The sequence below is a fragment of the Brevundimonas sp. genome (assembly GCF_013912065.1).
Taxonomy (GTDB): domain Bacteria; phylum Pseudomonadota; class Alphaproteobacteria; order Caulobacterales; family Caulobacteraceae; genus Brevundimonas.
Genome location: NZ_JACESA010000003.1, coordinates 55,852 through 81,028 on the forward strand (window position 1 = coordinate 55,852; position 25,177 = coordinate 81,028).

32 protein-coding genes are annotated in these 25,177 nt (G+C 66.6%); 25 read left to right on the plus strand and 7 right to left on the minus strand.

Annotation, left to right across the window (positions count from 1 at the left end; genetic code table 11):
* Positions 1 to 142 precede the first annotated feature (142 nt).
* From H2037_RS03550 to H2037_RS03580, 7 genes are all read left to right on the plus strand, one after another.
* The gene (locus H2037_RS03550) at positions 143 to 436 is read left to right on the plus strand and encodes a DUF2282 domain-containing protein (RefSeq protein ID WP_292117792.1); all 294 of its coding nucleotides are present in this window, start codon (positions 143 to 145) and stop codon (positions 434 to 436) included.
* On the plus strand, positions 436 to 1,284 hold the full coding sequence (locus H2037_RS03555; protein WP_292117794.1) for a DUF692 domain-containing protein: 849 nt from the start codon (positions 436 to 438) through the stop codon (positions 1,282 to 1,284). Before H2037_RS03550 ends, H2037_RS03555 begins: the two co-directional genes overlap by 1 nt.
* Positions 1,281 to 2,045, plus strand: a complete 765-nt coding sequence (locus H2037_RS03560) for a DNA-binding domain-containing protein (RefSeq protein WP_292117797.1) — start codon at positions 1,281 to 1,283, stop codon at positions 2,043 to 2,045. The genes H2037_RS03555 and H2037_RS03560 overlap by 4 nt, the downstream gene beginning before the upstream one ends.
* Positions 2,042 to 2,470, plus strand: coding sequence for a DoxX family protein (locus H2037_RS03565; protein WP_292117799.1), 429 nt, complete (start codon positions 2,042 to 2,044; stop codon positions 2,468 to 2,470). The genes H2037_RS03560 and H2037_RS03565 overlap by 4 nt, the downstream gene beginning before the upstream one ends.
* Before the next feature lie 83 nt (positions 2,471 to 2,553).
* Positions 2,554 to 3,828 carry a nucleoside transporter C-terminal domain-containing protein gene (locus H2037_RS03570; protein WP_292117801.1) on the plus strand — a complete coding sequence of 425 codons (1,275 nt, stop codon included), beginning with the start codon at positions 2,554 to 2,556 and terminating at the stop codon, positions 3,826 to 3,828.
* A gap of 27 nt (positions 3,829 to 3,855) precedes the next feature.
* Positions 3,856 to 4,476 carry a glutathione S-transferase gene (locus H2037_RS03575; protein WP_292117807.1) on the plus strand — a complete coding sequence of 207 codons (621 nt, stop codon included), beginning with the start codon at positions 3,856 to 3,858 and terminating at the stop codon, positions 4,474 to 4,476.
* A 6-nt stretch (positions 4,477 to 4,482) separates the two neighbouring features.
* A complete protein-coding gene (locus tag H2037_RS03580; RefSeq protein WP_292117809.1) occupies positions 4,483 to 5,121 on the plus strand; it encodes a YoaK family protein in 639 nt (212 codons plus the stop codon).
* Here the strand turns inward: H2037_RS03580 and H2037_RS03585 are convergent.
* Positions 5,105 to 5,539, minus strand: a complete 435-nt coding sequence (locus H2037_RS03585) for a PaaI family thioesterase (RefSeq protein WP_183198120.1) — start codon at positions 5,537 to 5,539, stop codon at positions 5,105 to 5,107. The two genes, H2037_RS03580 and H2037_RS03585, sit on opposite strands and share 17 nt — an antisense overlap.
* A 47-nt stretch (positions 5,540 to 5,586) precedes the next feature.
* Between H2037_RS03585 and H2037_RS03590 the strand changes: the two genes are divergently transcribed.
* The 3 genes from H2037_RS03590 to H2037_RS03600 are packed head-to-tail and all read left to right on the plus strand — an operon-like array spanning position 5,587 to position 7,479.
* Entirely contained in the window at positions 5,587 to 5,889 is a 303-nt protein-coding gene (locus H2037_RS03590) for a DUF3253 domain-containing protein (protein WP_292117816.1), read from the plus strand.
* Complete coding sequence (locus H2037_RS03595; RefSeq protein ID WP_292117818.1) at positions 5,879 to 6,466, plus strand: uracil-DNA glycosylase family protein; 588 nt, start codon at positions 5,879 to 5,881, stop codon at positions 6,464 to 6,466. The genes H2037_RS03590 and H2037_RS03595 overlap by 11 nt, the downstream gene beginning before the upstream one ends.
* A complete protein-coding gene (locus H2037_RS03600) occupies positions 6,463 to 7,479 on the plus strand; it encodes an alpha/beta fold hydrolase (protein ID WP_292117822.1) in 1,017 nt (338 codons plus the stop codon). The genes H2037_RS03595 and H2037_RS03600 overlap by 4 nt, the downstream gene beginning before the upstream one ends.
* A gap of 22 nt (positions 7,480 to 7,501) precedes the next feature.
* On the opposite strand, the gene H2037_RS03605 is transcribed toward H2037_RS03600, so the two are convergent.
* Positions 7,502 to 7,627 carry a hypothetical protein gene (locus tag H2037_RS03605; protein WP_292117824.1) on the minus strand — a complete coding sequence of 42 codons (126 nt, stop codon included), beginning with the start codon at positions 7,625 to 7,627 and terminating at the stop codon, positions 7,502 to 7,504.
* 223 nt (positions 7,628 to 7,850) lie between these two features.
* Between H2037_RS03605 and fliF the strand changes: the two genes are divergently transcribed.
* The 7 genes from fliF to flhA all read left to right on the plus strand — a co-directional run bounded on the left by fliF (position 7,851) and on the right by flhA (position 16,031).
* The gene (fliF, locus tag H2037_RS03610) at positions 7,851 to 9,488 is read left to right on the plus strand and encodes a flagellar basal-body MS-ring/collar protein FliF (RefSeq protein WP_292117826.1); all 1,638 of its coding nucleotides are present in this window, start codon (positions 7,851 to 7,853) and stop codon (positions 9,486 to 9,488) included.
* Complete coding sequence (gene fliG, locus H2037_RS03615) at positions 9,488 to 10,522, plus strand: flagellar motor switch protein FliG (protein ID WP_292117828.1); 1,035 nt, start codon at positions 9,488 to 9,490, stop codon at positions 10,520 to 10,522. The genes fliF and fliG overlap by 1 nt, the downstream gene beginning before the upstream one ends.
* Position 10,523: 1 nt before the next feature.
* Complete coding sequence (locus H2037_RS03620) at positions 10,524 to 11,171, plus strand: flagellar assembly protein FlbE (RefSeq protein ID WP_292117831.1); 648 nt, start codon at positions 10,524 to 10,526, stop codon at positions 11,169 to 11,171.
* A complete protein-coding gene (gene fliN, locus H2037_RS03625) occupies positions 11,171 to 11,503 on the plus strand; it encodes a flagellar motor switch protein FliN (protein ID WP_292117834.1) in 333 nt (110 codons plus the stop codon). Before H2037_RS03620 ends, fliN begins: the two co-directional genes overlap by 1 nt.
* 70 nt (positions 11,504 to 11,573) lie before the next feature.
* The gene (locus tag H2037_RS03630; protein WP_292117837.1) at positions 11,574 to 12,992 is read left to right on the plus strand and encodes a sigma-54 dependent transcriptional regulator; all 1,419 of its coding nucleotides are present in this window, start codon (positions 11,574 to 11,576) and stop codon (positions 12,990 to 12,992) included.
* Between the two features lie 2 nt (positions 12,993 to 12,994).
* Positions 12,995 to 13,927, plus strand: coding sequence for a class A beta-lactamase (gene bla, locus H2037_RS03635; RefSeq protein ID WP_292117839.1), 933 nt, complete (start codon positions 12,995 to 12,997; stop codon positions 13,925 to 13,927).
* Between the two features lie 10 nt (positions 13,928 to 13,937).
* Complete coding sequence (flhA, locus tag H2037_RS03640; protein WP_292118197.1) at positions 13,938 to 16,031, plus strand: flagellar biosynthesis protein FlhA; 2,094 nt, start codon at positions 13,938 to 13,940, stop codon at positions 16,029 to 16,031.
* Here flhA and H2037_RS03645 read toward each other — a convergent pair.
* The gene (locus tag H2037_RS03645; protein ID WP_292117842.1) at positions 16,028 to 16,744 is read right to left on the minus strand and encodes a hypothetical protein; all 717 of its coding nucleotides are present in this window, start codon (positions 16,742 to 16,744) and stop codon (positions 16,028 to 16,030) included. The two genes, flhA and H2037_RS03645, sit on opposite strands and share 4 nt — an antisense overlap.
* 133 nt (positions 16,745 to 16,877) lie before the next feature.
* Between H2037_RS03645 and H2037_RS03650 the strand changes: the two genes are divergently transcribed.
* The 5 genes from H2037_RS03650 to H2037_RS03670 all read left to right on the plus strand — a co-directional run bounded on the left by H2037_RS03650 (position 16,878) and on the right by H2037_RS03670 (position 20,590).
* Positions 16,878 to 18,404: a CHASE3 domain-containing protein gene (locus H2037_RS03650; RefSeq protein ID WP_292117844.1), complete on the plus strand. Its 1,527-nt coding sequence runs from the start codon at positions 16,878 to 16,880 to the stop codon at positions 18,402 to 18,404.
* A 20-nt stretch (positions 18,405 to 18,424) separates the two neighbouring features.
* On the plus strand, positions 18,425 to 18,826 hold the full coding sequence (locus tag H2037_RS03655) for a response regulator (RefSeq protein ID WP_271164682.1): 402 nt from the start codon (positions 18,425 to 18,427) through the stop codon (positions 18,824 to 18,826).
* 32 nt (positions 18,827 to 18,858) lie between these two features.
* Entirely contained in the window at positions 18,859 to 19,863 is a 1,005-nt protein-coding gene (locus tag H2037_RS03660; protein ID WP_292118203.1) for a histidine kinase dimerization/phosphoacceptor domain -containing protein, read from the plus strand.
* 14 nt (positions 19,864 to 19,877) lie between these two features.
* Entirely contained in the window at positions 19,878 to 20,321 is a 444-nt protein-coding gene (locus H2037_RS03665; RefSeq protein ID WP_292117846.1) for an NUDIX domain-containing protein, read from the plus strand.
* Positions 20,322 to 20,407: 86 nt separating this feature from the next.
* Positions 20,408 to 20,590, plus strand: a complete 183-nt coding sequence (locus H2037_RS03670) for a CsbD family protein (RefSeq protein ID WP_292117850.1) — start codon at positions 20,408 to 20,410, stop codon at positions 20,588 to 20,590.
* Positions 20,591 to 20,646: 56 nt separating this feature from the next.
* On the opposite strand, the gene H2037_RS03675 is transcribed toward H2037_RS03670, so the two are convergent.
* Genes H2037_RS03675 through H2037_RS03690 form a run of 4 tightly spaced genes read right to left on the minus strand, consistent with a single transcriptional unit; the run spans position 20,647 to position 23,677 of the window.
* Positions 20,647 to 21,150 (minus strand): hypothetical protein, encoded by a 504-nt coding sequence (locus tag H2037_RS03675; RefSeq protein ID WP_292117853.1) that lies wholly within the window; start codon positions 21,148 to 21,150, stop codon positions 20,647 to 20,649.
* Positions 21,151 to 21,202: 52 nt separating this feature from the next.
* Entirely contained in the window at positions 21,203 to 22,381 is a 1,179-nt protein-coding gene (locus H2037_RS03680) for a VWA domain-containing protein (RefSeq protein ID WP_292117856.1), read from the minus strand.
* A 12-nt stretch (positions 22,382 to 22,393) separates the two neighbouring features.
* On the minus strand, positions 22,394 to 23,119 hold the full coding sequence (locus H2037_RS03685) for a DUF72 domain-containing protein (protein ID WP_292117858.1): 726 nt from the start codon (positions 23,117 to 23,119) through the stop codon (positions 22,394 to 22,396).
* Between the two features lie 30 nt (positions 23,120 to 23,149).
* The gene (locus H2037_RS03690; RefSeq protein WP_292117861.1) at positions 23,150 to 23,677 is read right to left on the minus strand and encodes a GNAT family N-acetyltransferase; all 528 of its coding nucleotides are present in this window, start codon (positions 23,675 to 23,677) and stop codon (positions 23,150 to 23,152) included.
* A gap of 206 nt (positions 23,678 to 23,883) precedes the next feature.
* Here H2037_RS03690 and H2037_RS03695 point away from each other — a divergent pair, with 206 nt between their 5' ends.
* Genes H2037_RS03695 through H2037_RS03705 form a run of 3 tightly spaced genes read left to right on the plus strand, consistent with a single transcriptional unit; the run spans position 23,884 to position 25,175 of the window.
* Complete coding sequence (locus tag H2037_RS03695; protein ID WP_292117864.1) at positions 23,884 to 24,546, plus strand: histidine phosphatase family protein; 663 nt, start codon at positions 23,884 to 23,886, stop codon at positions 24,544 to 24,546.
* A 45-nt stretch (positions 24,547 to 24,591) separates the two neighbouring features.
* The gene (locus tag H2037_RS03700; RefSeq protein ID WP_292117866.1) at positions 24,592 to 24,837 is read left to right on the plus strand and encodes an exodeoxyribonuclease VII small subunit; all 246 of its coding nucleotides are present in this window, start codon (positions 24,592 to 24,594) and stop codon (positions 24,835 to 24,837) included.
* Positions 24,834 to 25,175, plus strand: a complete 342-nt coding sequence (locus H2037_RS03705; protein ID WP_292117868.1) for a tRNA-binding protein — start codon at positions 24,834 to 24,836, stop codon at positions 25,173 to 25,175. The genes H2037_RS03700 and H2037_RS03705 overlap by 4 nt, the downstream gene beginning before the upstream one ends.
* The last annotated feature ends 2 nt before the right edge of the window (positions 25,176 to 25,177 follow it).

The window sequence follows — 25,177 nt, forward strand, 5'->3', positions numbered from 1 at the left end:
CAGGGCGAAGGTTACAGGATCGGCGGCGCGCGGCGACGAATTCTTTTTCCGAGCCGGCGGCGTAACCTTCGAGGGGCCGAGGCCGAACCCTTTCCTGTCTAGCTGGTCCGTCCCGGACGGCTGTCACACAGGAAACGATCCCATGAACACCTCCGCCAAGATCATGATCGGCGCCGGCGCCCTGCTGGCCCTGGGCGCCAACGCCGCCGCCGCGCAGAACCATCCCACGGCCCAGCAGGAAAACGCCATGGAGAAATGCTATGGCGTGGCCAAGGCCGGTAAGAACGACTGCGCCGCCGGCCCCGGCACCACCTGCGCCGGCACCTCGGTGCGCGACTATCAGGGCAATGCCTGGAAACTGGTCGCCAAGGGCACCTGCACCTCGATCCAGACGCCCAAGGGCAATGGTTCGCTGACCGCGATCCCGAACCGCTGATGTCCCCCCTTCCGTCCGCCGGACTGGGTCTGAAGCCCCAGCATTATTCGGAGGCCGCGGCCTGTCCGGCGGTCGGAGCCCAGCGCGGCCTGTGGTTCGAGGTTCACCCCGAGAACTACATGGTCGCCGGCGGCCCCCGCCTGTCGTGGTTGGAGACGATCCGGGCCGCCCGGCCCCTGTCGCTGCACGGCGTGGGTCTGTCCCTGGCCGGGGATGAACGCCCGGACCTCGAGCATCTGGCCCGCTTTCGCGCCCTGATCGACCGGTTCGAACCCTTTGTGGTGTCCGAACACCTGGCCTGGTCGCGTCGCGGCGGCGTCTATCATCCCGACCTGCTGCCCGTACCCCGAAGCCGCGAGATGCTGAACCTGGTCTGCGACCATCTGGACGAGGCGCAGCAGGCCCTGGGGCGACGGATGCTGATCGAGAACCCGTCCGCCTATCTGGCCCTGGCCGACCACGACTGGAACGAGGTCGATTTTCTGGTCGAGATCGCCCGACGCACCGGCTGCGGCCTGCTGATCGACGTCAACAACGTCCATGTCAGCGCCTCGAACATGGGGTTCTCGGCCGAAGCCTGGCTGGACGCCGTGCCGGGCGAACTGGTGGGCGAAATCCATCTGGCGGGGCATCGTCCCGATCCGGTCTGGGGCGAGGCCCTGCTGATCGACAGCCACGACGCCCCTGTGTCGGAGGCGGTCTGGACCCTGCACGATCGGCTGGTGGCCCGCATCGGCGCCCGTCCGACCCTGGTCGAGTGCGACGGCGACGTCCCCGACTTCCCGGTCCTTCTGGCCGAACAGGCGCGCGCCGCCCAGGCGCTGGCCGCCGTGGAGACCTCGTCATGACTGCCTTTCACGCTGCCTTCGACGCCGCCCTGAGCGGGGATTTCGACGCCCTGTGGCCTCATATCGAGCCGGGCGAACGGACGCTGGGGGCCCTGGCCGTCTATCGCAACACCGCGATCAAGGGCCGGATCGACGCCCTGGAAGCCAATTATCCGACCGTATTGCAGATGGTGGGCGAGGACTGGTTCCGCGCCGCCGCCCGCGTCTTCGTCGAGGAACAGCCCGGCGAGGGGCCAGTCCTGACCGACTATGGCGCGGGCTTCCCCGACTGGCTTGCGCGGTTCGAGCCGGCGCGGGACATGGCCTATCTGGCGCCCTGCGCCCGGCTGGACCGGGCCTGGACCGAGGCGCATCTGGCCGAGGACGCCGAGCCCCTGAGCGCGCGCCAGGCCGCCGATCTGGGCCTGGGTCTGGCCGGTCTTGTCGGGCGGCTGCACCCCTCCGCCCGGCTGTTCTGGTTCGATTGGACGGCGCCGTCGCTGTGGTTGGGCCATCGCTATCCTGAGACGGACGCTGCTCTGGAATGGCGCGCGGCGCCCGAGGGCCTGCTGATCTGCCGCCCCGTCGCGGCCGTCGAGGCGGCGCGGCTGACTCGCGCCCAATGGGTCTTTCTGGACGCCTGCCGTCAGGGACGCCCGTTCGGCGCCGCCGCCGCCGCCGCCCAGGGCGCCCAACCGGGCGTCGATCTGCCGGCCCTGTTCGGCGGCCTGATCGCGCTCGGCGTCTTCGATTCCCTCTCCATCACAAAGGTCCGGTCATGAACCCCGTCGCCCGTATTCATCAGCGCATCACCGAAGCCGTGCCGGAGGCGGGGCTGGCCCTGCTGCTGCGCGTCGGGATCGCCACGCCCTTCTTTCTTTCTGGTCGGACCAAGGTCGAGGGGCTGCTGACGATCACGCCCTCGACCCAATACCTGTTCGCCGAGGAATACCGTGTCCCCCTGTTGCCGCCCGACCTCGCGGCCCATCTGGCCACCTATTCCGAACACCTGTTCCCGATCCTGCTTGTCGTGGGTCTGGCGACCCGTCCGGCGGCGGCGGCCCTGCTGCTGATGACGCTGGTGATCCAGCTTTTCGTCGAGCCGGGCGGCTGGCCGGTCCATCTGCTTTGGGCCGGGCCTCTGGCCTATCTGATCGCGCGGGGACCGGGCGCGCTCAGCCTGGACCGTGTACTGAAGATCGACTGATCCGGCCGTCCCTCTTGTCAGCCGCCTCGCTTTGCCCTTGAAGCGGGTGAAACCGGCGCGGGCCGGGCAGGGATCGCCTTTTCATGTTCAGTCTTCTGAACCTCCAGAGCCTGTTCGGCCTGGTCGTCATCGTCGCCGTCTGCTGGGCGATCTCCGAGAACCGGCGGGACTTCCCGTGGAAGCTGGCGATCGGCGCCGTGGCCGTTCAGGCGACGCTGGTGCTGGCCCTGTTCGCCATTCCGGGCTCGCGCACCGTGCTGGCGGCGGTGACCGGCGCCATCGACGGCCTTGCGGTCGCGACGGCCCAGGGCACGCGCTTCGTCTTCGGCTACCTGGCCGGCGGGGACCAGCCCTATGCGGTTCAGAACGAGGGCGCCCTGTTCACCTTCGCCTTCAACGTCCTGCCGCTGATCATGGTGATCTCGGCCCTGTCGGCCCTGTTGTGGCACTGGAAGATCCTGAAGTGGCTGATCCGGGGCTTCGGGGTGCTGTTTCAGCGGACGATGGGCCTGGGCGGCGCCTCGGCCCTGGCGGTGGCGGCCAACATCTTCCTGGGCACGATCGAGAGCCCGATCGTCATCAAGGCCTATCTGGACAAACTGAGCCGGTCCGAAATCTTCCTGATGATGACCGTGGGCCTGGCCACCGTCGCCGGTTCGACCATGGTCGCCTACGCCAGCATCCTGTCCCAGACCCTGCCCAACGCCGCGGGCCACGTCCTGGTCGCCTCCATCGTCTCGGCCCCGGCTGGCGTGCTGCTGGCGCGGATCATCGTGCCTGAGCCGGACAAGGAAGCCATCCAGTCGATCAGCTATGACTCGGCCCTGAAATACGACAGCGCCATCGACGCCATATCCAAGGGCACCTCGGACGGTCTGATGGTCGTGCTGAATATCTCGGCGGTGCTGATTGTCTTCGTGGCCCTGGTGGCCCTGGTCAATCTGATGCTGGGCGGCTTCATCGTCTTCGGCGAGCCCCTGACGGTCGAGCGGATCCTGGGCGTCCTGTTCACGCCCCTGGCCTGGCTGATCGGCGTCGATGCGCGCGAGGCGGGGGTCGGCGGCTGGCTGCTGGGGGTCAAGCTGACCCTGACCGAGTTCGTGGCCTTCATCGACCTCGGCAAGATCCCGACCGACGCCATGAGCGAGCGGACGCGGATGCTGATGACCTATGCCCTGTGCGGCTTCGCCAATATCGGTTCAGTCGGCATCACCGTGACCGGCCTGTCGGTGCTGATGCCCGAGCGCCGTCACGAGGTTCTGAGCTTGATCTGGAAGGCGCTGTTCGCCGGCTTCATGGCCACTTTGATGAGCGCCGCCATCGTCGGCGCCTTGCCAGCGGCGGTGTTCGGGCAGTAGCGTTTCTCAAAACAACGGAGACGCCTGATGAAGCTCTATACGTCGCACCGCGCGCCCAATCCGCGCCGGGTCCGCTGGGTGATGGCCGAAAAGGGCATCACCGACGTCGAGATGGTCGAGATCGACATCATGACGGGCGAACACAGAAAGCCCGAGTATCGGGACAAGGTGGGCGTCCCGCACCTTCCGGCGCTTGAGCTGGACGACGGCATGACGATTTCGGAATCGGTGGCCATCTGCCGCTATCTGGAAGCCCTCTATCCCGAACCGAACATGTTCGGCGGCGACGCGTGCGAGCAGGCGGTGGTCGAGATGTGGACCCGTCGGTGCGAGTTCTATCTATCCAATCCGATCATGTTGAACGTTCGCCACTCGCACCCCGCCCTTGCGGCGCTGGAGGCGACGCAAATTCCGCAGGTGGCCGACTACAACCGTGTGTCCGCCGAGCGTTTCATGAAGACCCTGGACCGCCATCTGGCGGAGCATGAATTCATCGCCCTGGACCGGTTCACCATCGCCGACGTGGTCGCCGTCGTCGGCCTCGATTTCGCGCGGATGGTCCGTTATCGGCCGCCCGCCGAGTTCGAGAACCTGCATCGCTGGTTCGACGCCTGCCGGGAGCGGCCGGCGGCCAAGGCGGGGGTCTGAGCGGCCATGCGGTCGCTGGCGCCCTCCCATCGCTGGCTGGCCCTGCTGCTGGCGGGACTGGCCGGTTATGTGGACAGCCTGGGCTTTCTGCAGCTGGGCGGCGTCTTCGTCTCCTTCATGAGCGGCAACTCGACCCGGTTCGCGGCCAATGTGGCCGAGGGGAATTGGGCGGCGGCGGCTCATCTGGCCGCCATACTGGGCCTGTTCGTCCTGGGGTCTTTCGCCGGCGCCCTGGTCGCGGGCGGAGAAAGCGCGCGCTCCCGCAGCCGGGTCCTGATGTTCGAGGCCCTGCTGCTGGCTCTGGCGGCCGCTGCGGCGGGGTTCGGGCTGATCCCGGCGACCATCGGCCTGATGGTTATGGCCATGGGGGCCGAGAATTCGGTCTTCCTGAGAAACGGAGAGGTGGGCGTCAGCCTGACCTATATGACCGGAACCCTGGTCAAGCTGGGCCAGGCTCTGGCGGGGGCGGTCAAGGGCGGCGATCGATCCGCCTACCGGCACTATCTGACGCTGTGGGCCGGGTTGACGTTCGGCGCGGTGTTGGGCGCCTTGACGTTCGGTCGGCTGGGGCTGGCGGCCCTGTGGCCGGCCGCCGTCTTCGCCCTGATCATGGCGGGACTCGTGCGCGTCAGCCGCGTGGCGTGAATTTGCGGATCACGCCCGAGAAGGTCATCAGCAGCCGCTCGCCGGTATTGATCTGACCGCGCACGAAGATCAGGCTCTTGCCGGCCTTGGTCACCTGGCCCGTCGCCTCGATCAGTTCGCCGACATAGGCGCCGTCGATGAATGTGGAATCCAGCTGGACGGTCACGCCCGAGGCGCCCTCCATCTCCTGATAGGCGATCTGGAACATGGCGATATCGGCGAAGGTCATCAGACAGCCGCCGTGCATCCGCCCGCCCGCATTCATGTGTTTCTGCTCGGCGCGGAAGGCGCAGCGCATGTGCCCGTCCGGGTCCAGCCGGCCATAGAAGGGGCCGACCACCACGTCGAAGGTGTCGTGCAGATCATAGGTCTGCCAGCCGGCGAACTCGCCTTCGGTGACGGTGATTTTCTTCGGCATGACGACTCGGCCTTACTTCTGGTCTCGCGGTGCAGCATATAGGCGCAATGAGCGATCCGATCGAAACCGCAATTCTGAACAAACTGGCTGGCCTGGAGCCGGGCAAGAGCATCGAACCCGCCGAGGTGGCGAAAGAGCTGCAGCCGGAGCAGTGGCAGCGCATGCTGCCCAAGGTGCGGGCCACGGCCCTGGGCCTGATGCGTCAGGGCAAGCTGACCATCACCAAGAAGGGCAAGCCCGTCGATCCCGACAATTTTCGCGGCGTGACGCGCCTGCGCCAGCCGACCGAGGAAGAGACGGCCCTGGCCCTCAGTCGCCGTCCGCCGGTCGTCGAGGACGATGACGACTGATCTCGACGCGGTTCTGAACGACATCCGCGCCTGCCGCGCCTGCGCGGGCGTGCTGCCGCACACGCCTCGCCCTGTGGTGCGGGTCTTTTCCGAGACGCGGCTGCTGATCTGCGGCCAGGCGCCGGGACGGCGGGTGCACGAGAGCGGCCTGCCGTTCACCGATCCGTCGGGCGACCGGCTGCGCGACTGGATGGGCGTGGACTACGAAACCTTCTACGCCGATCCTAGGATCGGGGTCGCGGCCCAGGCCTTCTGTTATCCTGGAACGGCTCCGAAAGGCGGGGACTATCCGCCGCCGCCCCGCTGCGCGGACCTGTGGCGGCCCCGGCTGATTGAGGCCCTGCCGGCGATGGAACTGACCCTGCTGGTCGGCGGATACGCCCAGGCCTGGGCGCTGGGCGGACGCGCGAAGCAGAACATGACGCAGACCGTCCACGCGTGGCGGGAATATGCGCCGGACTTGTTAGTCCTGCCCCATCCGTCCTGGCGCAATACGGCCTGGCTGAGGAAGAACGCCTGGTTCGACGACGAGGTGGTTCCATACCTGCGCCGGCGGGTGAGGGAGATATTGTCATGATCCCGGTTCGGATTGCAGCCTTCGGCGCCGCCTTGGCCCTGTCCGCCTGCGTCTCGCCTCACATCCAGCCGCCGTTGACCCCGCCTGCCGGGTTCGCCGGACCGAATGTTCAGGATCAGGCACTGGTCATGTCCGACGGCGCGCGGCTGCCCTATCTGCGTTGGGGGCCGCAGGATCGGGCGCCCTGGGCGGTGATCGTGGCCCTGCACGGCATGAACGACCACGACGCCAGCTTCCGACTGGCGGGGCCGTGGTGGGCCGAACAGGGGATCGAGACCTGGGCCTATGATCAGCGCGGGTTCGGCGCGGCGCCGGGGCGGGGCGTCTGGGCCGGGCAGGCGCGGATGACCGACGATCTGCGCGAGGTCACGGCCTTGGCCCGCGCCCGTTATCCACACGCCGTCATCGCCGTGGTGGGCGAGAGCATGGGCGGGTCGGTGGCGGCGGCGACCTTCGGTTCTGACAACCCGCCCGACGCCGACCGGTTGGTGCTGCTGGCGCCGGGCGTCTGGGGCTGGTCGACGCAAGGGCCGTTGAACAGCGCGGCGCTCAACATCGCTGCGAGAGCCTTGGGCGATGTGGCGCTGGAGCCGCCCGAGTTCATCACCCGCGACATCCACGCCTCGTCCAACACGCTCGAGCTGATCCGCAACGGACGCGATCCGATGAGCATTCTCGCGACCCGGTTCGACACGATCTACGGGCTCGTGGATCTGATGGAGACGTCGTCGCTCAGTCTCGGCCGTATTCGGGGCGACGCCATCCTGATGTACGGGGCCCATGACGAGGTGGTTAAGCGGGGGCCGATGCGACTCGCGCTTGAACGGGCTGAGAGGGAGGGCAGGACCCTTCGCACCGCCTGGTATCCGGACGGCTGGCACCTGCTGAACCGCGACCTCGACGCAGAGGTGGTTTATCGCGACGTCGTGTCCTGGCTGAAAGATCCGAAAGCCCCCCTGCCTTCAGGGGCGCCGCCGGTTCTGCCTGAACTGGAGCGGGCGGGGCGGAAGTAGAGGCTCGACCCGAGGCTCCGCGTCAGGGCATCAGGCTGGCCAGCGCCGCCCAGACACCGATGGAAACCACGGCGGCGGCCGCATAGCCAAGGGCGGCGCGCAGGCCCTCTGATTTCAGAGGGCGGTGGTCGGGGTTCCAGAACGTCATCGTTTCCTCCAGGCCCCTCTAGCGGGAGCGTGTACGGAAGGTACGTCCGAATCTCGTCACAGGTTCGGTCACGATAGATCACAAACCCGCGAACGCTGTTTTCCGCCTGTTCGAGAGCCTGGGGCGTGCTCGTAAACGTCTCTTAACGCCACGTTTACCATCGAGGCGGCATTTTCTGCCTAGCGGGGCGTCAGTGTCTTCCGCGAGTTTGGGGCGGGAACGCGTGGGCGGCTTTACGGCGGCGTTGCAGAAGTTCGGGATCGGCCGTCTGGCCGCGGTCCTCGGCGTCGCCGCGGGCGTGACCGCCGTGCTGGTGGCCGTCATGCTGCGCATGGGCCAGGCGCCCGACGCCTTGCTCTATTCCAATCTGGATCTGCGCGAAGCCGGCGAGATCACCAGCGCCCTGCAACAGGCGGGCATCAAATATACGTCGAAGGGCGACGGTTCGACCGTGATGGTCAATCGCGACGACGTCGGCACGGCGCGGATGCTGATCGCCGAGAAGGGGCTCGTGACCTCCGGGTCGGTCGGGTACGAAATCTTCGACAACCAGTCGGTGCTGGGCCAGACCGAGTTCCAGCAGCAGCTGAACGAGCAGCGCGCCCTGCAGGGCGAACTGTCGCGCACCATCATGTCGATGCGCGGCATCACCGCCGCGCGGGTGCATATCACCATGCCACGCCGCGAGATGTTCACCGCGGCCGCCGCCGAACCGACCGCCGCGGTTCTGGTCGGGCTGGGCGGCCGCGATCTGACCCCCGATCAGGTGCGGGCGATCCGCAACCTGGTAGCTTCCTCGGTGCCCAATCTGAAGCCGGACCGCGTCACCGTCGCCGACCAGAACAATCGCACCCTGGCCGCAGGCGGCGACGATGGGACGTTCAGCTCCGCCTCGGCCGCCGAGGCCAAGGGCAATACCGAGGCCCAGTTGCAGGCCCGGATCAAGGACATCGTCGAGGGCGTTGTCGGCATCGGGGCCGCGCGGGTCCAGGTGACGGCTGATATCGACCAGAGCCGCTCCACGACCCAGGAACAGAAGTTCGACCCGGACGGCCAGGTCGTTCGCTCGACCACCACGAACGGATCGCAATCGTCGGACACGACGGGTCAGAACGACGGCGGCGTGACCGCGACCAATAATATCCCCGGTGGCGCGGACCCGGCGACCACGCCCGCCGGCGCGACCAGCGCCGAGAACGCCGAGACGACCAACTACGAGATCTCGAACACCACCACGACGACGACCAAGGAGCCGGGCGAGGTCAAGAAGCTGGCGATCGCGGTGGCGGTGGACGGCAAATGGACCCCGGCCGCCGACGGCAAGGGCGAACCGACCTATGCACCGCGCACCGCCGAGGAGATCGCCCAGATCAAGGCCCTGGTGGGCGCGGCCGCCGGCATCGACGAGGCGCGGGGCGACAAGATCGAGGTCATCAATGTCCGCTTCAACCACGACACCGGCATAGCCGGCGGACTGGAAGGCAAGTCGTCGTTGCTGGACTTCTCCCGGACGGACGTCATGCGGCTGATCGAGCTGGGCATCCTGGCCGTCGTCGCCCTGCTGCTGATCTTCTTCGTGCTGCGCCCGCTGCTGAAGACGGCGGCGAGCGGCGGAGCCCCGACGGCGATCACCGGACCCGACGGCCTGCCCGTCACGACGGTGACGACCACGGTGATCGGTCCTGACGGCCTGCCGCAGTTGGTGCAGTTGCCTGCCCCAAACGAGATGGATCAGAAGATCGACATCGCCCGGATCGAGGGCCAGGTTAAGGCGTCCTCGGTCAAGAAGGTCGCCGACTTCGTTCAAGCGCACCCTGATGAGGCCGCCGGCATTCTGCGCAGCTGGGTGGCGGAAGGCTGATGGCCAAGCTCGTTTCCAAGAAACAGGCCATCGACGACCCCAACAAGCTGTCGGGGCCGGAGAAGGCGGCCGTCATCCTGTTGGCGCTGGGCGAAGAGCACACGGCGCTCTGGGAGCGGCTGGACGACGAGGAGGTCAAGGAGATCTCCCAGGCCATGGCCACCCTGGGGAATGTGACCGCCGAAGCGGTCGAAGCCCTGATGATCGAGTTCGTCTCGGGCCTGGCCGGTTCCGGCTCGGTCATGGGCAGCTACGAACAGACCCAGAGGCTATTGGCCGCCTTCCTGCCCCAGGATCGCGTCGACGGTCTGATGGAGGAAATCCGGGGTCCGGCCGGCCGGACCATGTGGGACAAGCTGGGCAATGTGAACGAGGCGGTCCTCGCCAACTATCTGAAGAACGAATATCCCCAGACGGTCGCCGTCATCCTGTCGAAGGTGAAGTCCGACCACGCCGCCCGCGTGCTGACCGCCCTGCCGGAAGACTTCGCCCTGGAATGCGTGCAGCGCATGCTGCGCATGGAGCCGGTCCAGCGCGAAATCCTGGACAAGATCGAGGCGACGCTGCGGAACGAATTCATGTCGAACCTGGCGCGGACCTCGAAGCGCGACAGCCACGAGATGATGGCCGACATCTTCAACAGCTTCGACCGTCAGACCGAGGCCCGGTTCATCGGCGCTCTGGAAGAGCGCAGCCGCGAATCCGCCGAGCGTATCCGCGCCCTGATGTTCGTGTTCGAGGATCTGGCCAAGCTGGATCCCGGTGGTGTTCAGACCCTTCTGCGCGCGGTCGACAAGGATTCGCTGGGTCTGGCCCTGAAGGGAGCATCCGAATCCCTTCGCGAGATGTTCTTCTCCAACATGTCCGAGCGCGCGTCCAAGATCATGCGCGAGGACATGGAATCCATGGGGCCTGTTCGTCTGAAGGACGTCGACACCGCCCAGATGGCCATGGTCCAGGTCGCCAAGGATCTGGCGGCGCGCGGCGAAATCATGCTGGCCGGCCAGGGCAGCGACGACGAGCTGATCTACTGACATGAGCACTCCCTTCGCCTTCGACACCGAGTTCGACGCCACCGGCGCGGTGGTGCGCCCGGGAAGCTGGAAGCCGGCCAAGCGCAGCTATCTGCCCGCCGAGGTGGACGCCCTGGTGGCCCACGCCCGTCTGGAGGCGCGCCAGCAAGCGCTGGCCGAGATCGACAACGTCCGCGCCATGGCCCTGACCAATATCGCCCAGGGCGTCGCGGCCGCCATGCCCTCGCTGCGAGGCGTCGCCCAGGCGCATCGCGAACAGTCCGCCGACCTGGCCCTCGCCGCCGCCCGCGCCATCGGCGGCGCCGCGCTGGAGCGTTTCCCACAGGCGCCCTTGCGCGCCGCTCTGGAGATGCTGGCGCAGGAGATCGACGCCTCGCCGCGCCTGGTCGTGCGCGCGGCCGGGCTGGACGATCAGGCGCGGAGCCAGATCGAACAGGCCTGCGCCGACAGCGGCTTCACCGGCGTCGTGGCCTTCCGCGACGAGCCGGGCCTGGGTTCGGCCGCCTTCCGGCTCGAATGGGCGGACGGACGCGCCGACCATGATCCGGACGGTTGCGCCCAGCGCGTGGCCGAAGCCCTGACCGCCGCCCTGGCCGCCGAGGCCGGGCACGCCGAACCCCCTATTGCAGCTGAACGGAGTGAGTTCTGATGGCCTCCGACGACCTTTCGCTGGAAGAGTTCCCGGACTCCACCGCCCTGGCTCTGGCCGAGGACCACGGCGACAAGACCGCCGCCGACCTGGCCACGGTCTTCGAGGTGCCGGTCAACATCTCGGCCGTCCTGGGCAAGTCGCACATGTCGGTGGCCCAGCTGTTGAAGCTGAACAAGGGATCGGTGCTGGAGCTGGACCGCAAGGTCGGCGAGGCGATCGACATTTTCGTGAACAACCGCCTGATCGCGCGCGGCGAGGTCGTCGTCGTCGACGACCGGCTGGGCGTGACCATGACGGAAATCATCAAGACCGAAGACTCGGGCGGCTGATGCGACGCCGCGCAGGCTCTGCGCGGCGAGGCGACGGCGATCCGACTGAAAGATTTAGAGGAGAAGAACAATGCGTCTTCTGGTGGTAGGCAGACTGAGCGGACAGCTCGCTTCGGCGGTGAAGATGGCCATGGCGCACGGCGCCAAGGTCAGCCACGTCGAGCGCGCGGACCAGGCGACCGAGCAGTTGCGACGAGGGCAGGGCGCCGACCTGCTTATGGTCGATTATCAGCTCGACATCGCCGCCCTGATCGCGGCGAACGAGGCCGAGCGGATCACGGTCCCCGTCGTCGCCTTCGGCATCGACGCGGATGCGCGCGAGGCGGCGGCGGCCATCAAGGCCGGGGCCAAGGAATTCATCCCCCTGCCGCCGGAAACCGAGCTGATCGCCGCCGTCCTGTCGGCCGTCGCCGACGACGAGAAGCCGATGATCTCGGCCGACCCGTCGATGAAGGCGGTGCTGCAACTGGCCGACCAGGTGGCGCGCTCGGAAGCCTCGATCCTGATCACCGGCGAAAGCGGCGTCGGCAAGGAGGTGATGGCGCGCTACATGCACGACAACTCCCGCCGGTCGGAACGCCCCTTCATCAGCGTCAACTGCGCCGCCATTCCCGACAATCTGCTGGAATCCGAGCTGTTCGGGCACGAGAAGGGCGCCTTCACCGGCGCCGTCGCGCGCCGCATCGGCAAGTTCGAAGAGGCCGACGGCGGCACCCTGCTGCTGGACGAAATTTCCGAGATGGACGCCCGGCTCCAGGCCAAACTGCTGCGCGCCATCCAGGAGCGGGTGATCGACCGGGTCGGCGGCTCCAAGCCGGTTTCGGTCAATATCCGCATTATCGCCACCTCGAACCGCGACCTGGCCCGCGCCGTGTCGGAAGGCACGTTCCGCGAGGATCTGCTGTACCGGCTGAACGTGGTGAACCTGCGCCTGCCCAGCCTGCGCGAACGTCCGGGCGACATCGGCGTCCTGGCCGAGCATTTCATCAAGAAATACGCCGCCGCCAACGGCGTGCCGGTGCGGCCGATATCGGCCCGGGCGCGCGATGCGATCATCGCCCACCGTTGGCCCGGCAACGTCCGTGAGCTGGAGAACGCCATGCACCGGGCGGTGCTGCTGGCCACCGGACCGGAAATCGACGTCGACGCCATCCGCCTGCCGGACGGCCAGCCCCTGACCCCGTCTTCGGCCATGACCGGCCCGGGCGCGACGGGGCATGAGGCCCCCTATGGCGGCGGCGTCGCAGCCCGCGCGGCCCAGGCGGCCGATGCGGTGACCCGCAGTTTCGTGGGCCAGACGGTGGCGGCGATGGAGAAGACCCTGATCCTGGACACCCTGACCCATTGCCTGGGCAATCGCACCCATGCGGCCAACATCCTGGGCATCTCGATCCGCACCCTGCGCAACAAGCTGAACGAATACGCCGACGAGGGCACGACCATTCCCGCGCCCCAGTCGGGCGTCTCCGCTTCCGGCTACGCGGCCTGAACATGGGACGCGGTCCGGACAGAAGGGCGGCGATCGGCGGCGCGCTCGGCCTCGGCCTGAGCCTCGGCTTGGCCGGGGGGCTGGGCGGGGCTCTCGCCGCCTGCACGCCCCGCAGTCAGGCCAAGGTCAGGGCCGAGCCGGCCGCCGACATCTTCCTGTCCGACCTGGAAGCGCGCCACGGCGGCCGACTGGGCTTCGCGGCCCTCGATATCGGCAGCGACCGGCGCGTGCTATGGCGCGCCCAGGAACGTTTCCCTTTCTGTTCGACCTTCAAGGCTTTCCTGGCGGTCGCGACCCTGGAACGGGTGCAGCGCGACGAAGAGCGGCTGGACCGCGCCGTTCCCATCGTCCAGACCGACATGATCCCCCACGCGCCCGTGACCGAGAAGGCCGTGGGGCGCACCCTGACGATCCGCGAACTGATGCAGGCCGCGGTGGAGGTCAGCGACAATCCGGCGGCCAATATCCTGATCCGCGAAATGGGCGGAATCGCCGTATGGCGTTCGTGGTGGCCGACCTTCGGCGACACCACCACTGCGATCTCGCGCCTGGAGCCGGACCTGAACACCGCCCTGCCCAATGACCCGCGCGACACCTGCCTGCCCGAACAGACGCTGGCCAATATCCGCGAGATGGCGTTCAGCGACCGGCTGACGCCCGACCATGACAGCCTGCTGACCGGCTGGCTGCTGGCCTCGCCGACGGGGCCCAACCGGATCAAGGCCGGAGCGCCCGAAGGCTGGAGCGTGGCGCACAAGACCGGGACGGGCGCCAATGGAGCCGCCAACGACGTCGGCATCCTGACGCCGCTGAGCGGCTCGCCCGTCATCGTCGCCGCCTATTTCATCGGGGCGACCGAGGCGACGGACGATCAGCGCGACGCCGTGATCGCCGAGGCGACCCGCCGCGCCCTGAAAGCCTTGAACCGTGACTGACACGACGGTCATGATGAAGGACGGCATGGCGCGCCCGACCGGTCGGGACGTGCTGAGTTGGGTTAACCGCGGCGAAGTGCTGATGGCGGTCGGCGTGATCGGCGTGATCATGCTGCTGATCCTGCCGGTTCCGAAGATGCTTCTGGACCTGCTGCTGGCGATCTCGCTGGTGTCCAGCGTGCTGATCCTGATGACGGCCGTGATGATGAAGCGGCCCCTGGACTTCGCCATCTTCCCGACGGTCCTGCTGGTCTCGACCCTGTTCCGCCTGGGTCTGAACCTGGCGTCGACCCGGCTGATCCTGACGCACGGGCAGGAAGGCCACGACAGCGCCGGTCAGGTCATCAACGCCTTCGGCCAACTGATGATGGGCGGCAATTTTATCATCGGGGTGATCATCTTCGCCATCATCCTGGTGGTGAACTTCGTCGTCATCACCAAGGGTTCGACCCGGATCGCCGAAGTCTCGGCCCGCTTCACCCTGGACTCCATGCCGGGCAAGCAGATGGCCATCGACGCCGACCTGTCGTCGGGCCTGATCACCGAGGACCAGGCCAAGCTGCGCCGCAAGGAGCTGGAGCAGGAATCGACCTTCTTCGGCGCCATGGACGGCGCGTCCAAATTCGTGCGCGGCGATGCGGTCGCCGGCCTGATCATCACCTTCATCAACGCCATCGGCGGCATTCTGATCGGCACGATCCAGCACGGCATGCCCGCCATGGATGCGGCCAACGCCTATGTCCAGCTGACCATCGGCGACGGTCTGGTCACCCAGGTGCCGGCCATCATCATCTCGATCGCCGCCGGCTTCCTGGTGTCGAAGGCGGGCGTCGAGGGTACTGCGGACAAGGCCCTGGTGACCCAGCTGGCCACCAACCCTGTTTCGTTGGGCGTGGTGTCGGGCGCGGCCGGCCTGATCGGTCTGATCCCCGGCATGCCGCTGCTACCGTTCGCAGCCCTGGCCATCGGCTCGGGCTTCATGGCCTGGAAGCTGGGCCGAAGCCGGTTGAAACCCGAACCGACCGAGGCGGAGATCGCCGCCGCCAACGCCAAGCCCAGGGAGGAGGTCGAGGAGCCGATCTCCAACATCCTGACCATCGACGAGGTCAAGATCGAGCTGGGCTATTCGCTGCTCAGCCTGATCAATGATCTGGAGGGGCGGCGCCTGACCGACCAGATCAAGGCCCTGCGCCGCTCCCTGGCTCAGGAATACGGTTTCGTCATTCCGCAGGTTCGCATCCTCGACAATATGCGTTTGCCGACCCAGGGCTACGCCATCCGCATCAAGGAGATGGAGGCGGGGGCGGGCGAGGTTCGTCTGGGCCATCTGATGGCGATGGACCCGGCCGGCCGTCAGGTTGAGCTGCCGGGCGAGCATATGCGCGAACCCGCCTTCGGTCTGCCCGCCACCTGGATCAACGAGAACCTGCGCGAGGAAGCCACCTTCCACGGCTATACGCTGGTCGATCCCTCGACGGTGCTGACCACCCACCTGACCGAGATCCTCAAGGAGAACATGGCCGATCTGCTCTCCTACGGCGAGGTGCAGAAGCTGCTGAAGGAGCTGGGCGTCGAGGAGAAGAAGCTGGTCGAGGAACTGATCCCCAGCGTCGTCACCGTCACCACCCTGCAGCGTGTGCTTCAGTCCCTGCTGCGCGAGAAGGTGTCGATCCGCGATCTGCCGGCCATTCTGGAAGGTCTGGCTGAAGCGGCGCCGCACAGTTCCAGCGTCACCACCCTGGTCGAACATGTGCGCGCCCGCCTGGCGCGCCAGCTGTGCTGGCAGCATCAGGGCGGCGATGGCGCCCTGCCGATCGTCACCCTGTCGCCCGAATGGGAAGCCGCCTTCGCCGAAAGCCTGATCGGCGGCGGCGAGGACAAGCAGCTGGCCATGGCGCCGTCACGCCTGCAGGACTTCATCCGCAGCGTCCGCGACACCTTCGAGCGCATCGCCATGTCGGGCGAAAATCCCGTCCTGCTGACCGGCCCCCAGACCCGCCCCTATGTCCGCTCGATCATCGAGCGTTTCCGGGGGCAGACCGTGGTGATGAGCCAGAACGAGATCCACCCCCGCGCCAAGCTGCGGACCCTGGGACAGGTCTAGCTCGCGACGGTCCAGCCGCCGGCCGAGGCGTTGCGGGCCACGTCGTTGACGGGGCGGGCGACCAGACCCGACTGGGTGATCCAGACCTCGTACTTGGCCCCGTCCGCCATCGGCATATAGGCGGCCGATCCATACAGGGTGTCGGCGGCGTCGACATAGCGGCGATAGCGGCGGATGGCGTCCCAGGCCTCGACCTTGAACGGCACGGCGCCGTTGCGGGCGTTGGCCTCGACCGCCGCCAGGTCATAGACGCTGCGATCGCCGTGCAGTTCCTGCTCGACCGTCCTATAGCGGCCGGACAGCCGGTCCAGTCGATATTCGGAATCCAGACCCAGGACATTGGCCCATGGCTTCCACTTCAGCACCTGGGCTTCGATACGCCAGTCGTCGCCGTGGATTGGGTACAAAGCGCCGGCCGGCGCCGTCTGGCTCTCGCGCGCGGGCTGGACCAGATTGACCTCGTAATACTGCGGCCCAAGCTGGCGCAGTGTCAGGGTCGCGACCGGCCTTTCGTAGGTCAGCCGGTCATAGGTCTGAAGATTCATGCCGAACAGGGTCGCCAGGGACGCCGCCCAGATCACCCCGCCGCCGAAGACCGTCCCCGCGACCCCGCGAAAAGGTTTGCCGCCGAACAGGGCTCTCAACCCCCCGATCAGGACCACCAGGCCGAGCAGCGCCACCGCCGCCGGCAAAATCCACCACCACCAGATCATCGTCCCCACTCCCCTTGGCGCCCGCCCCCTCCAGGTCGAGCTTGAGCCATATTAACCAGAAGACGCGAAATGACCGCAGGTTTCGTCGAACAGGCGTTTGACGCGGCCCGATGCGCCGCTAATGCTCCGCGTCATGATCCCTCTCTCACGCCAGTACTCGTCGCGTTTCAGCGACTTCGTGCGAACGCCGTCCCTCGTCCGGTCCATGGCCGGCCTGCTGATCCTGGCCTTTGTTCTGCTGCTGACGGTCAATGTCTCGACCTTCGTCATGATCCGTCGGACCGCGGAGGCGAACGACAGGATCGAATACGCCCAGCAGATGCGACGGGCGTCGCGCACTGTCTTGATCTCGATGCTGGACGCCGAGACAGCCCAGCGCGGCTTTCTGCTGACGGGACGAAGCGACTTTCTGGCGCCGTTCGAGAGGGCGAGAGGCGAGCGTGAGCCTGCGCTCGCCTTGCTGGAGCAGGCGGCCGTGGCGGATCCGACCCTTCGGACGTCTGTGGCGCGCATACACCGCCTCGCGGACGCCAAGTTGGGAGAGATGGAGGAGACGCTGACGCTCGCGCGGGCGGGCCGTATCGGACAGGCGATCCAGTCGGTACGCTCCGGCCAGGGCAAGCGCTACATGGACGAGTTGCGTGTGGCGATCGACGACTTAGACGCCCTCAAGTCCGCCCGCATCGTCGAACGCACCCGCACCTCTGAACGGGCCGGTTTCGTGACTGTGGTGATGAACTCCATTGCGGGCCTCCTGGTCCTGATCCTGGCTCTGTTGTCGGCGTGGATGGTCCGGCGCTACGTCGGCGAGATTCAGAAGGCCCGCGAAGAGCTGGACGCGCTGAACGCGGGCCTCGAGGACACCGTGCGGGACCGCACCGGCGCCTTGACGCGCGCCAACGAAGAAATCCAGCGCTTCGCCTATATCGTCAGCCACGACCTGCGCGCGCCCCTGGTCAACGTCATGGGCTACACCTCCGAACTGGAGCAGGCGGGCAAGGTTATCGATCAAGCGATCTCCGAGGCCGAAACCCACGGCGAGGTTGGGGCTGACGTCGTGACCGCCGTCCGTGAGGACATGCCCGAGGCCCTGGGTTTCATCCGCGCCTCGACCGAGAAGATGGATCGGCTGATCAACGCCATCCTGAAACTGTCCAGGGAAGGGCGCCGCAATCTGTTGCCCGAGACCTTGGACATGGGCCTCATGGTCCAGAACATCGCCGACAGCGTCCACCATCAGACCGAGGCCTCGGGCGCTCGGATCATTGTCGAAGACCTGCCCGCCGTCGAAAGCGACCGTCTGTCGATGGAGCAGATCTTCGGCAATCTGATCGACAACGCCGTGAAGTATTTGGATGCGGACCGGCCCGGCGAGATCGTCGTGTCCGGCGAAGACGTAGCGGGCGGCTGGGTCGCCTACAGGGTCACCGACAACGGTCGCGGCATCGCGCCTCGGGACCACGAGCGGATCTTCGAACTGTTCCGCCGCTCGGGCCGACAGGACCGAACCGGGGAGGGATTGGGCCTGGCCTTCGTGCGAAACAGCGTCAGACGGATCGGTGGAACGATCGACATCGAGTCCGAGCTCGGCAAGGGCTCGACTTTCCTGCTGAAATTCCCCAAACGACTGATCCTGTCGGAACCCGGAGGCGTACTGTGACGCAAGCCGTCAAAATCATCATGGTCGAGGACGACCACGGCCACGCCAAACTGATCGAGAAAAATATTCGCCGCGCGAATATCAACAACGAGATCAAGCATTTCGATGAGGGCGGCGCGGCGCTCGACTATCTGTTCAGCCCGGAAATCCTCGCCAACGGCCCCCTGCTGATCCTGCTGGATCTGAACCTGCCGGATATGTCGGGAACCGACATTCTGGAACGTGTGAAGGGCGACGACCGCCTGAAGCGCGCGCCCGTCGTGGTTCTGACGACCACCGACGACAAGGTCGAGATTCAGCGCTGCTACGATCTGGGCTGCAACGTCTATATAACCAAGCCGGTGGACTATGAGTCCTTCGCCGGCGCCATTCGCCAACTGGGCCTGTTCCTGTCGGTGATGCAGGCCCCGGAGATCGAATAATCACGGCCACGGGGGTCATTCGCCTGCTCTATATCGACGACGACCGCGGCCTGTCGCGGCTGGTCGAGAAGGAGCTAGGCCGGCACGGTTACGCCGTCACCTGCGCCCCCGACGGGGACGCCGGTCTCGAACTGCTGGCGGCCAATCCCTACGACGTCTGCGCCCTGGATCACTATATGCCCAGCCGTGACGGGCTGGATGTCCTGCCCGACATCCTGGCCCTGACCGCGCCGCCACCGATCGTCTATGTGACCGGCGCCCAGGACGGACGGATCGCCGTGGCGGCGCTGCGGGCCGGCGCGGCCGACTATGTGATCAAGGATGTTTCGGAGGACTTCACCTCCCTGCTGCGGTCGGCGCTGGAAGGCGCCGTGCTGCGTCGCCGCCTGCAGCGCGAGAACGAGATCGCGCAGGAAGAAATCCGCCTGGCCCGCGACCGCGCCGAGGCCATGCTGCGCGAGGTCAACCACCGCGTCGGCAACTCGCTGCAACTGGTCTCCAGCTTCATGTCGCTGCAGATGCGCCACGTCAGCGACGAGGGTGCGCGCGAAGCCCTGCGCGAGTCCCAGGCCCGGATCGAGGCGGTCGCGCACGTCCACCGCCGCCTCTACACCTCGGGCGACATGAGCCGCGTGGCCATGGACGAATATCTGGAAGGCCTGATGGACGAACTGTCCAAGTCGGTCGGGCCAGGCGAGGGATCGCCGCAGTTGATCGTCGACGCCGCCCCCCTGTGGGTGACGACCGACCAGGCCGTGTCCCTGGGCGTCGTCGTCACCGAACTGGTCACCAATGCGGTGAAATACGCTTATCTGCCGGGGCAGGGCGGCGAGATCCGCATCACGCTGAAGCCCGAGGGCGAGCACCGGGCCATACTCACGGTCGAGGACGACGGACCCGGCATGGGCGACGGAACACCCAAGGGCACCGGCCTGGGCGGCAAGATCATCTCGGCCATGGCCTCGGGTCTGCGGTCGGCCGTCGAATTCGACGCGGCCCACAAGGGTGTGCGCGCCAGGCTGGCGTTCGACCTCTAGGGTCGGTTCTCATCATGCTTCAGTTCGGCGTCCGAAATCCCGCTCTCCATTATCGCCATCGCGCGACGGCCTTCGGCGTCGTCGAGCGTGACGGTTTGATCGCCTGCGTCCGGGTGGAACGGTCCAACGGTCCCTATTTCGACCTCCCCGGAGGGGCGGTGGACGGCGAGGAGACCGAGGTTCAGGCCCTGGTGCGCGAGTTCATCGAGGAGACGGGTCTGACGGTGGCGCCTCTGAACCGCATCACCGAGGCGGGCCAGTATCATCTGAAAAGCACCGGCGAACCCCTGTACAATGTCGGGGGCTTCTGGACCGCCTCGGTTACGGCTGACAACCCGGACGCCAAATGCGAGGACGATCACACCTTGGTGTGGCTGGAGCCGACCTTCGCCCTGTCGCGCCTGCGCCACGACGCTCATGCCTGGGCTCTGGCGGTCTGGCTACGTCGCGCAAGCTGAGCGTTACGGAACAAGCCTCTCCGTTATCCCGTTTCTTTGGTGACTCGCGACGCCATCACGGCGTCTCCGAGAACAGGAGAAATATCATGCCAGATCAAGATCGTATCGAAGGCTCGGCCAAGAACGTCGGCGGCAAGATCAAGGAGACCGCGGGCAAGGTGACCGGCGACTCCAAAATGGAAGCCGAAGGCAAGGCGGATCAGGTAGAAGGCAAGGTCCAGAACGCCGTTGGCGGCGTGAAAGACAGTCTTCGCGACAACCGCAACTGAGTTTTCTCAGTCCGTAAATGCCGAAACGCCGTCCGCCGACGCGGGCGGCGTTTTCGTTATCGATCCCTGTCGCCGCCCCAGAGTTTCAGCGACAGGCCCTTGCTGGTCGTGGCGTCGACCGGACGACATTCTGAACTGAAACCGCCTTCGACCGGGCGAGGGCGACAATCCATTTCCTGCGGCAAAGACGACGCGGCTGCATCGCTCGAACGAGCGCCGCACTGAACCGCATAGGGGGAGCCTTCGCCTCCAGCCTGCATCATCTGACAGTCGCCCGCCATGCCCGCCGGCCGGAGCGCGTCGGGCAAATCGGGGCCGAGAGCCAGGGCCAGCTGTTCGCGGACCTCCGCCTGGCAGGTCTCCAGCGGTTTGGCGCCCCGCACCAGAGGACTGCACCGCGCCCTCTCGTAGGCGAAGGGATCGGCCAGGCCCCAGGTCGGCACTGCATGTTGAACGGATGCCGCGGCGGTCTCGGCGGGCGTCTCGGGCGCGGGGGTCTCCCACACGACGGCGGGGGCGGACTGCTGCAACAGGAAGAAAGCCAAGGCTGCGGCGATCATCGGTCAGGCCTTTCGGTGCTGGCGGCTGAGCGCAGTCGCCTGAGACGCGAACCTACCTTGTCAGGGCGCGCATCGCCTTGTCGAGCCCTTCCAGCGTCAGGGGGAACATCCGGTCGTCCATGACCTCGCGCAGCAGGCCGACCGAGGCGGTGTAGCTCCAGTAGCGTTCCTGAACCGGGTTCAACCAGATCGACTTGTCCCACTGCTGGCGGGCGCGCTTCATCCAGACGGCGCCGGCCTCCTCGTTCCAGTGTTCGACCGACCCACCCGGCATGGTGATCTCATACGGCGACATGGTCGCGTCGCCGACGAAGATGGCGCGCCAGTCGCCGGGATATTTGTGCAGCAGGTCCCAGGTGGGAATCCGCTCGGTATGCCGGCGCCGATTGTCCTTCCAGACGCCCTCGTACAGGCAGTTGTGGAAGTAGAAGAACTCCAGGTTCTTGAACTCGGTCCGGGCGGCCGAGAACAGTTCCTCGACCATCCTGATATGGCCGTCCATCGAGCCGCCGATGTCGAGGAACAGCAGAACCTTGATGGTATTGCGCCGCTCGGGCCGCATCTGGATGTCCAGCCAGCCCTGACGCGCCGTGCCGTCGATGGTGCCGTCGATGTCCAGTTCCTCCGCCGCCCCCTCGCGGGCGAACCGGCGCAGGCGGCGCAGCGCCACCTTGATGTTGCGGGTGCCCAGTTCGACCGTGTCGTCCAGGTTTCTGAACTCGCGCTTCTCCCAGACCTTGACCGCCCGGCCGTGCCGCCCCGGTCCGCCGATCCTCACCCCTTCGGGATTATAGCCGCCGTGGCCGAAGGGGCTGGTTCCGCCGGTTCCGATCCAGCGGTTGCCGCCGGAATGGCGTTCCTTCTGCTCTTCCAGCCGCTGTTTCAACGTCTCCATCAGCTTGTCGAACCCGCCGAGCGCCTCGACCTGGGCCTTCTCGTCGTCGGTCAGATATTTCTCGTTCAGCAGCCGCAGCCAGTCCTCGGGGATGTCGGTCGTCAGGTCCTCGCCCGCCCCGATGGATTCGATGCCCTTGAACACCGTCCCGAACACCTGATCGAACCGATCATAGTGTTTCTCGTCCTTGACCAGGACCGCCCGCGACAGATGGTAGAAGGCCTCGACCTCGCGCCCGGCCAGATCGCGATCCATGGCCTCCATCAGATGGAGCCATTCCTTCATCGACACCGGAACCTTGGCGTCGCGTAGGGCGGTGAAGAAGGGCAGCAACATCAGGCGACCCTATCAGGTCGGCGACAGCATATCGATCAGTTGCTGAGCATCCGCCGGCGCCGCGCTTTTGATGTCGTTGTCGAAATAGACGAAGACGTCGTGGTCCTTGCGCCAGCGTCGAATGTGTTCGGCCCAGACTTCCAGCGCGGCCTTCCCATAACGACCATGATAACGACCGCCGGGCCCATGTCCCCGCAAATAGACGAAGTCGGCCGTGACCTCGAAAGGCGCGGGCGCATGGTGGTGATCCGAAATGCAGAAGCCGGCGCCGTGGTCGCGCAGGAGGTCCAGCACCGCAGGATCGTACCAGTCGGAATGCCGAAACTCGAAAACGAACCGGCCGCGCCGGGGCAGGGCTTTCAGGAAGTCCGATAGGCGCTGATCGTTGCGTCGCAGACTGGGCGGCAATTGAAACAGGATCGGCCCGATCTTCTCGCCCAATCCCTCGGTCCTGTCGAACATATAGGTCAGGCTGTCGGCGGGGTCGGTCAGCTTCTTGTTGTGGGTGATGTAGCGGGACGCCTTCCACGCGAAGACAAAGTCGTCGGGCGTCTGCTCACGCCACGCCGCGGCCGCCTTGTCCGTCGGCATGCGATAGAAGCTGGCGTTGATCTCCAGCGTGGAGAAGCGCCGCGAAATATAGGCCAGCCGGTCCTTCGCCTTCACCTCTTCGGGATAGAAGGGACCGTTCCAGTCCTTGTAGGCCCAGCCTGACGTGCCGATGCGAACCTTGCCCATACGGGCTTAGCGATCTCGCGTCGCAAGGGTTCAGCCGCGCCGCAAGATGAACTCATGGTCCCGCCAGGCGCCGACCGGGTATTCGTACTCGCCGGCCTTTTCGAAACCATGGGCGGCATAGAGCCGCTGGGCCTTTTCGTTGCCGCTCCAGACGCCGATCCACAGCGGGCCGTCGGTGTGGGCCTGCATCCATTCCAGCGACAGGGTCAGCAGCCTGGTTCCCAGGCCCAGCCCCTGCGCGGCCCTGGCCACATAGAGACGTCGCAGCTCCATATGGCTGGGGCGGGCGTCCGGGTGGGGCAGGCCGTTCGGCCCCGCGTTTGCGAAGGCCAGCAGTTCGCCGTCCCGCTCGGCCACCCACCAGGCGCAGCCGGGTTCGGCCAGTTTCTTCAACGTCGGTTCGGGATCGAAGCTGGCGTCGAGGAAGGCCTTCAGGTCGTCTTCCGGATAAGGAATGCCGAATCCCGTGACAAAGGTGTCGATGAAGGTCTGGCGGCCCAGCGCCCCCAGGGCCGGGGCGTCCTCGGGACGGGCGGGTCGTATTTCCAGTTCGGTCATGCAGCCCCACTAGCGCGAGCCCAGAGATTGTCACAGGCGTTCGTCACAGTGGGTAGTCACGGGAACGACATGCGCGGAAGGTTGTATCCTCGCGCGAGGGCGGTTACGACCTTCGAGGATAAGGCCGGTCGCCGGTCGCCCATGTCAGGCCCTTGGGGAGGACTGAGGACGTTAAAGCCTTGAAATCTAAGGCCCGTCCCTTCGCTATGTCATCTCCAGCCCTCTCCCTCGATTCGTCCGAAGACCGCGCCGCGAACCCGACTTCCTCCAGGTCGTCGGGCCTGCCGGCCGCGCTGCGCCCCGGGGCGATTATCCTGATCCGCCACGGCGAACCGGCCCTGTCGCGCAAATGTCTGATCACCGCGCGCGAGTACGGCGACTGGTGGGCGAAATACGAGGTCGGCGGTCTGCTGGCCGGCCAGACGCCGCCCGCCGCCCTGGTCGCCGCGGCGGAAGGCGCCGGGGCCATCTATGTCTCGACCCGCCAGCGCGCCCAGGAAACGGCCGCCGCCGTCGCCGCCGGCAAGGAGACGATGACGGACGCCCTGTTCATCGAGGCGCCCCTGCCGCCGCCCCCCTTCCCCGACTGGTTCAAGCTGTCGCCCAAATGGTGGGGCGTCGTGTCCCGCATCTGGTGGCACGCCTTCGATCATCACGGCGGGCAGGAGACGCGCGAACAGGCCGAGGTCCGCGCCGAGGCGGCCGCCCAGGTGCTGATCGCCAAGGCGTCCGCCGGTCGCGACGTGCTGGTCTTCGCCCATGGCTATTTCAACCATATGGTCGGACGTCGCCTGAACGCGGACGGCTGGAAGCTGGTCGAGAACCAGGGCTTCAAATACTGGTCGCAACGGCGATACGAAAAGCGATAGGCCCGCTGTTGAAGCCTCGGGCCGCCCCCTCTAGGGTCCGCGCCCATGACCGATACGCCCATCCCCGCCGATCTCAGCTTCGAAGAGGCCCTGCAGCGCCTTGAGACCATCGTCTCGCGCCTCGAGTCGGGCCAGGCCCCACTGGAAGAATCCATCGCCCTTTATGAGGAGGGCGCCAAGCTGAAGGCCCATTGCGAAGCCCGGCTGAAGGCAGCCCAGCTGCGCGTCGAAAAGATCGTCGTCGGCCCGGACGGCCAGGCCAGGGGCGTCGAGGCGGCGTCGTTCGAATGACGGATACGATCAGCTTCGACGACTTCATGAAGGTCGACATCCGGGTCGGCCGGATCGTCAAGGCCGAGGCTTTCCCCGAGGCGCGCAAGCCGGCCTTCAAGCTCCAGATCGATTTCGGCCCCGAGATCGGCGTCAAGAAATCGTCGGCCCAGATCACCCGTCATTACACGATCGAGGAACTGGAAGGCCGCAAGGTCGCCGCCGTGGTCAACTTCCCGCCGCGCCAGATCGGGCCGGTGATGTCCGAGGTTCTGACCCTGGGCTTCCCCGATGCGGACGGCGAGGTCGTGCTGGTGGGCGTCGATCGGGACCTGCCGCTGGGCGGGCGTCTGTTTTGACC

Coding starts and splice junctions, on each gene's coding strand:
- H2037_RS03590 (WP_292117816.1), top strand. CDS start 5,587: ATGAGCGATCCGATCGAAACCGCAATTCTGAACAAACTGGCTGGCCTG.
- H2037_RS03685 (WP_292117858.1), bottom strand. CDS start 23,119: ATGGGCAAGGTTCGCATCGGCACGTCAGGCTGGGCCTACAAGGACTGG.
- H2037_RS03680 (WP_292117856.1), bottom strand. CDS start 22,381: ATGTTGCTGCCCTTCTTCACCGCCCTACGCGACGCCAAGGTTCCGGTG.
- fliN (WP_292117834.1), top strand. CDS start 11,171: ATGGCCTCCGACGACCTTTCGCTGGAAGAGTTCCCGGACTCCACCGCC.
- H2037_RS03620 (WP_292117831.1), top strand. CDS start 10,524: ATGAGCACTCCCTTCGCCTTCGACACCGAGTTCGACGCCACCGGCGCG.
- H2037_RS03665 (WP_292117846.1), top strand. CDS start 19,878: ATGCTTCAGTTCGGCGTCCGAAATCCCGCTCTCCATTATCGCCATCGC.
- H2037_RS03575 (WP_292117807.1), top strand. CDS start 3,856: ATGAAGCTCTATACGTCGCACCGCGCGCCCAATCCGCGCCGGGTCCGC.
- H2037_RS03705 (WP_292117868.1), top strand. CDS start 24,834: ATGACGGATACGATCAGCTTCGACGACTTCATGAAGGTCGACATCCGG.
- H2037_RS03595 (WP_292117818.1), top strand. CDS start 5,879: ATGACGACTGATCTCGACGCGGTTCTGAACGACATCCGCGCCTGCCGC.
- bla (WP_292117839.1), top strand. CDS start 12,995: ATGGGACGCGGTCCGGACAGAAGGGCGGCGATCGGCGGCGCGCTCGGC.
- H2037_RS03630 (WP_292117837.1), top strand. CDS start 11,574: ATGCGTCTTCTGGTGGTAGGCAGACTGAGCGGACAGCTCGCTTCGGCG.
- H2037_RS03655 (WP_271164682.1), top strand. CDS start 18,425: ATGGTCGAGGACGACCACGGCCACGCCAAACTGATCGAGAAAAATATT.
- H2037_RS03565 (WP_292117799.1), top strand. CDS start 2,042: ATGAACCCCGTCGCCCGTATTCATCAGCGCATCACCGAAGCCGTGCCG.
- H2037_RS03650 (WP_292117844.1), top strand. CDS start 16,878: ATGATCCCTCTCTCACGCCAGTACTCGTCGCGTTTCAGCGACTTCGTG.
- fliG (WP_292117828.1), top strand. CDS start 9,488: ATGGCCAAGCTCGTTTCCAAGAAACAGGCCATCGACGACCCCAACAAG.
- H2037_RS03580 (WP_292117809.1), top strand. CDS start 4,483: ATGCGGTCGCTGGCGCCCTCCCATCGCTGGCTGGCCCTGCTGCTGGCG.
- H2037_RS03550 (WP_292117792.1), top strand. CDS start 143: ATGAACACCTCCGCCAAGATCATGATCGGCGCCGGCGCCCTGCTGGCC.
- H2037_RS03570 (WP_292117801.1), top strand. CDS start 2,554: ATGTTCAGTCTTCTGAACCTCCAGAGCCTGTTCGGCCTGGTCGTCATC.
- H2037_RS03670 (WP_292117850.1), top strand. CDS start 20,408: ATGCCAGATCAAGATCGTATCGAAGGCTCGGCCAAGAACGTCGGCGGC.
- H2037_RS03690 (WP_292117861.1), bottom strand. CDS start 23,677: ATGACCGAACTGGAAATACGACCCGCCCGTCCCGAGGACGCCCCGGCC.
- H2037_RS03700 (WP_292117866.1), top strand. CDS start 24,592: ATGACCGATACGCCCATCCCCGCCGATCTCAGCTTCGAAGAGGCCCTG.
- H2037_RS03675 (WP_292117853.1), bottom strand. CDS start 21,150: ATGATCGCCGCAGCCTTGGCTTTCTTCCTGTTGCAGCAGTCCGCCCCC.
- H2037_RS03560 (WP_292117797.1), top strand. CDS start 1,281: ATGACTGCCTTTCACGCTGCCTTCGACGCCGCCCTGAGCGGGGATTTC.
- H2037_RS03585 (WP_183198120.1), bottom strand. CDS start 5,539: ATGCCGAAGAAAATCACCGTCACCGAAGGCGAGTTCGCCGGCTGGCAG.
- H2037_RS03645 (WP_292117842.1), bottom strand. CDS start 16,744: ATGATCTGGTGGTGGTGGATTTTGCCGGCGGCGGTGGCGCTGCTCGGC.
- H2037_RS03600 (WP_292117822.1), top strand. CDS start 6,463: ATGATCCCGGTTCGGATTGCAGCCTTCGGCGCCGCCTTGGCCCTGTCC.
- H2037_RS03605 (WP_292117824.1), bottom strand. CDS start 7,627: ATGACGTTCTGGAACCCCGACCACCGCCCTCTGAAATCAGAGGGCCTG.
- flhA (WP_292118197.1), top strand. CDS start 13,938: ATGATGAAGGACGGCATGGCGCGCCCGACCGGTCGGGACGTGCTGAGT.
- H2037_RS03555 (WP_292117794.1), top strand. CDS start 436: ATGTCCCCCCTTCCGTCCGCCGGACTGGGTCTGAAGCCCCAGCATTAT.
- H2037_RS03695 (WP_292117864.1), top strand. CDS start 23,884: ATGTCATCTCCAGCCCTCTCCCTCGATTCGTCCGAAGACCGCGCCGCG.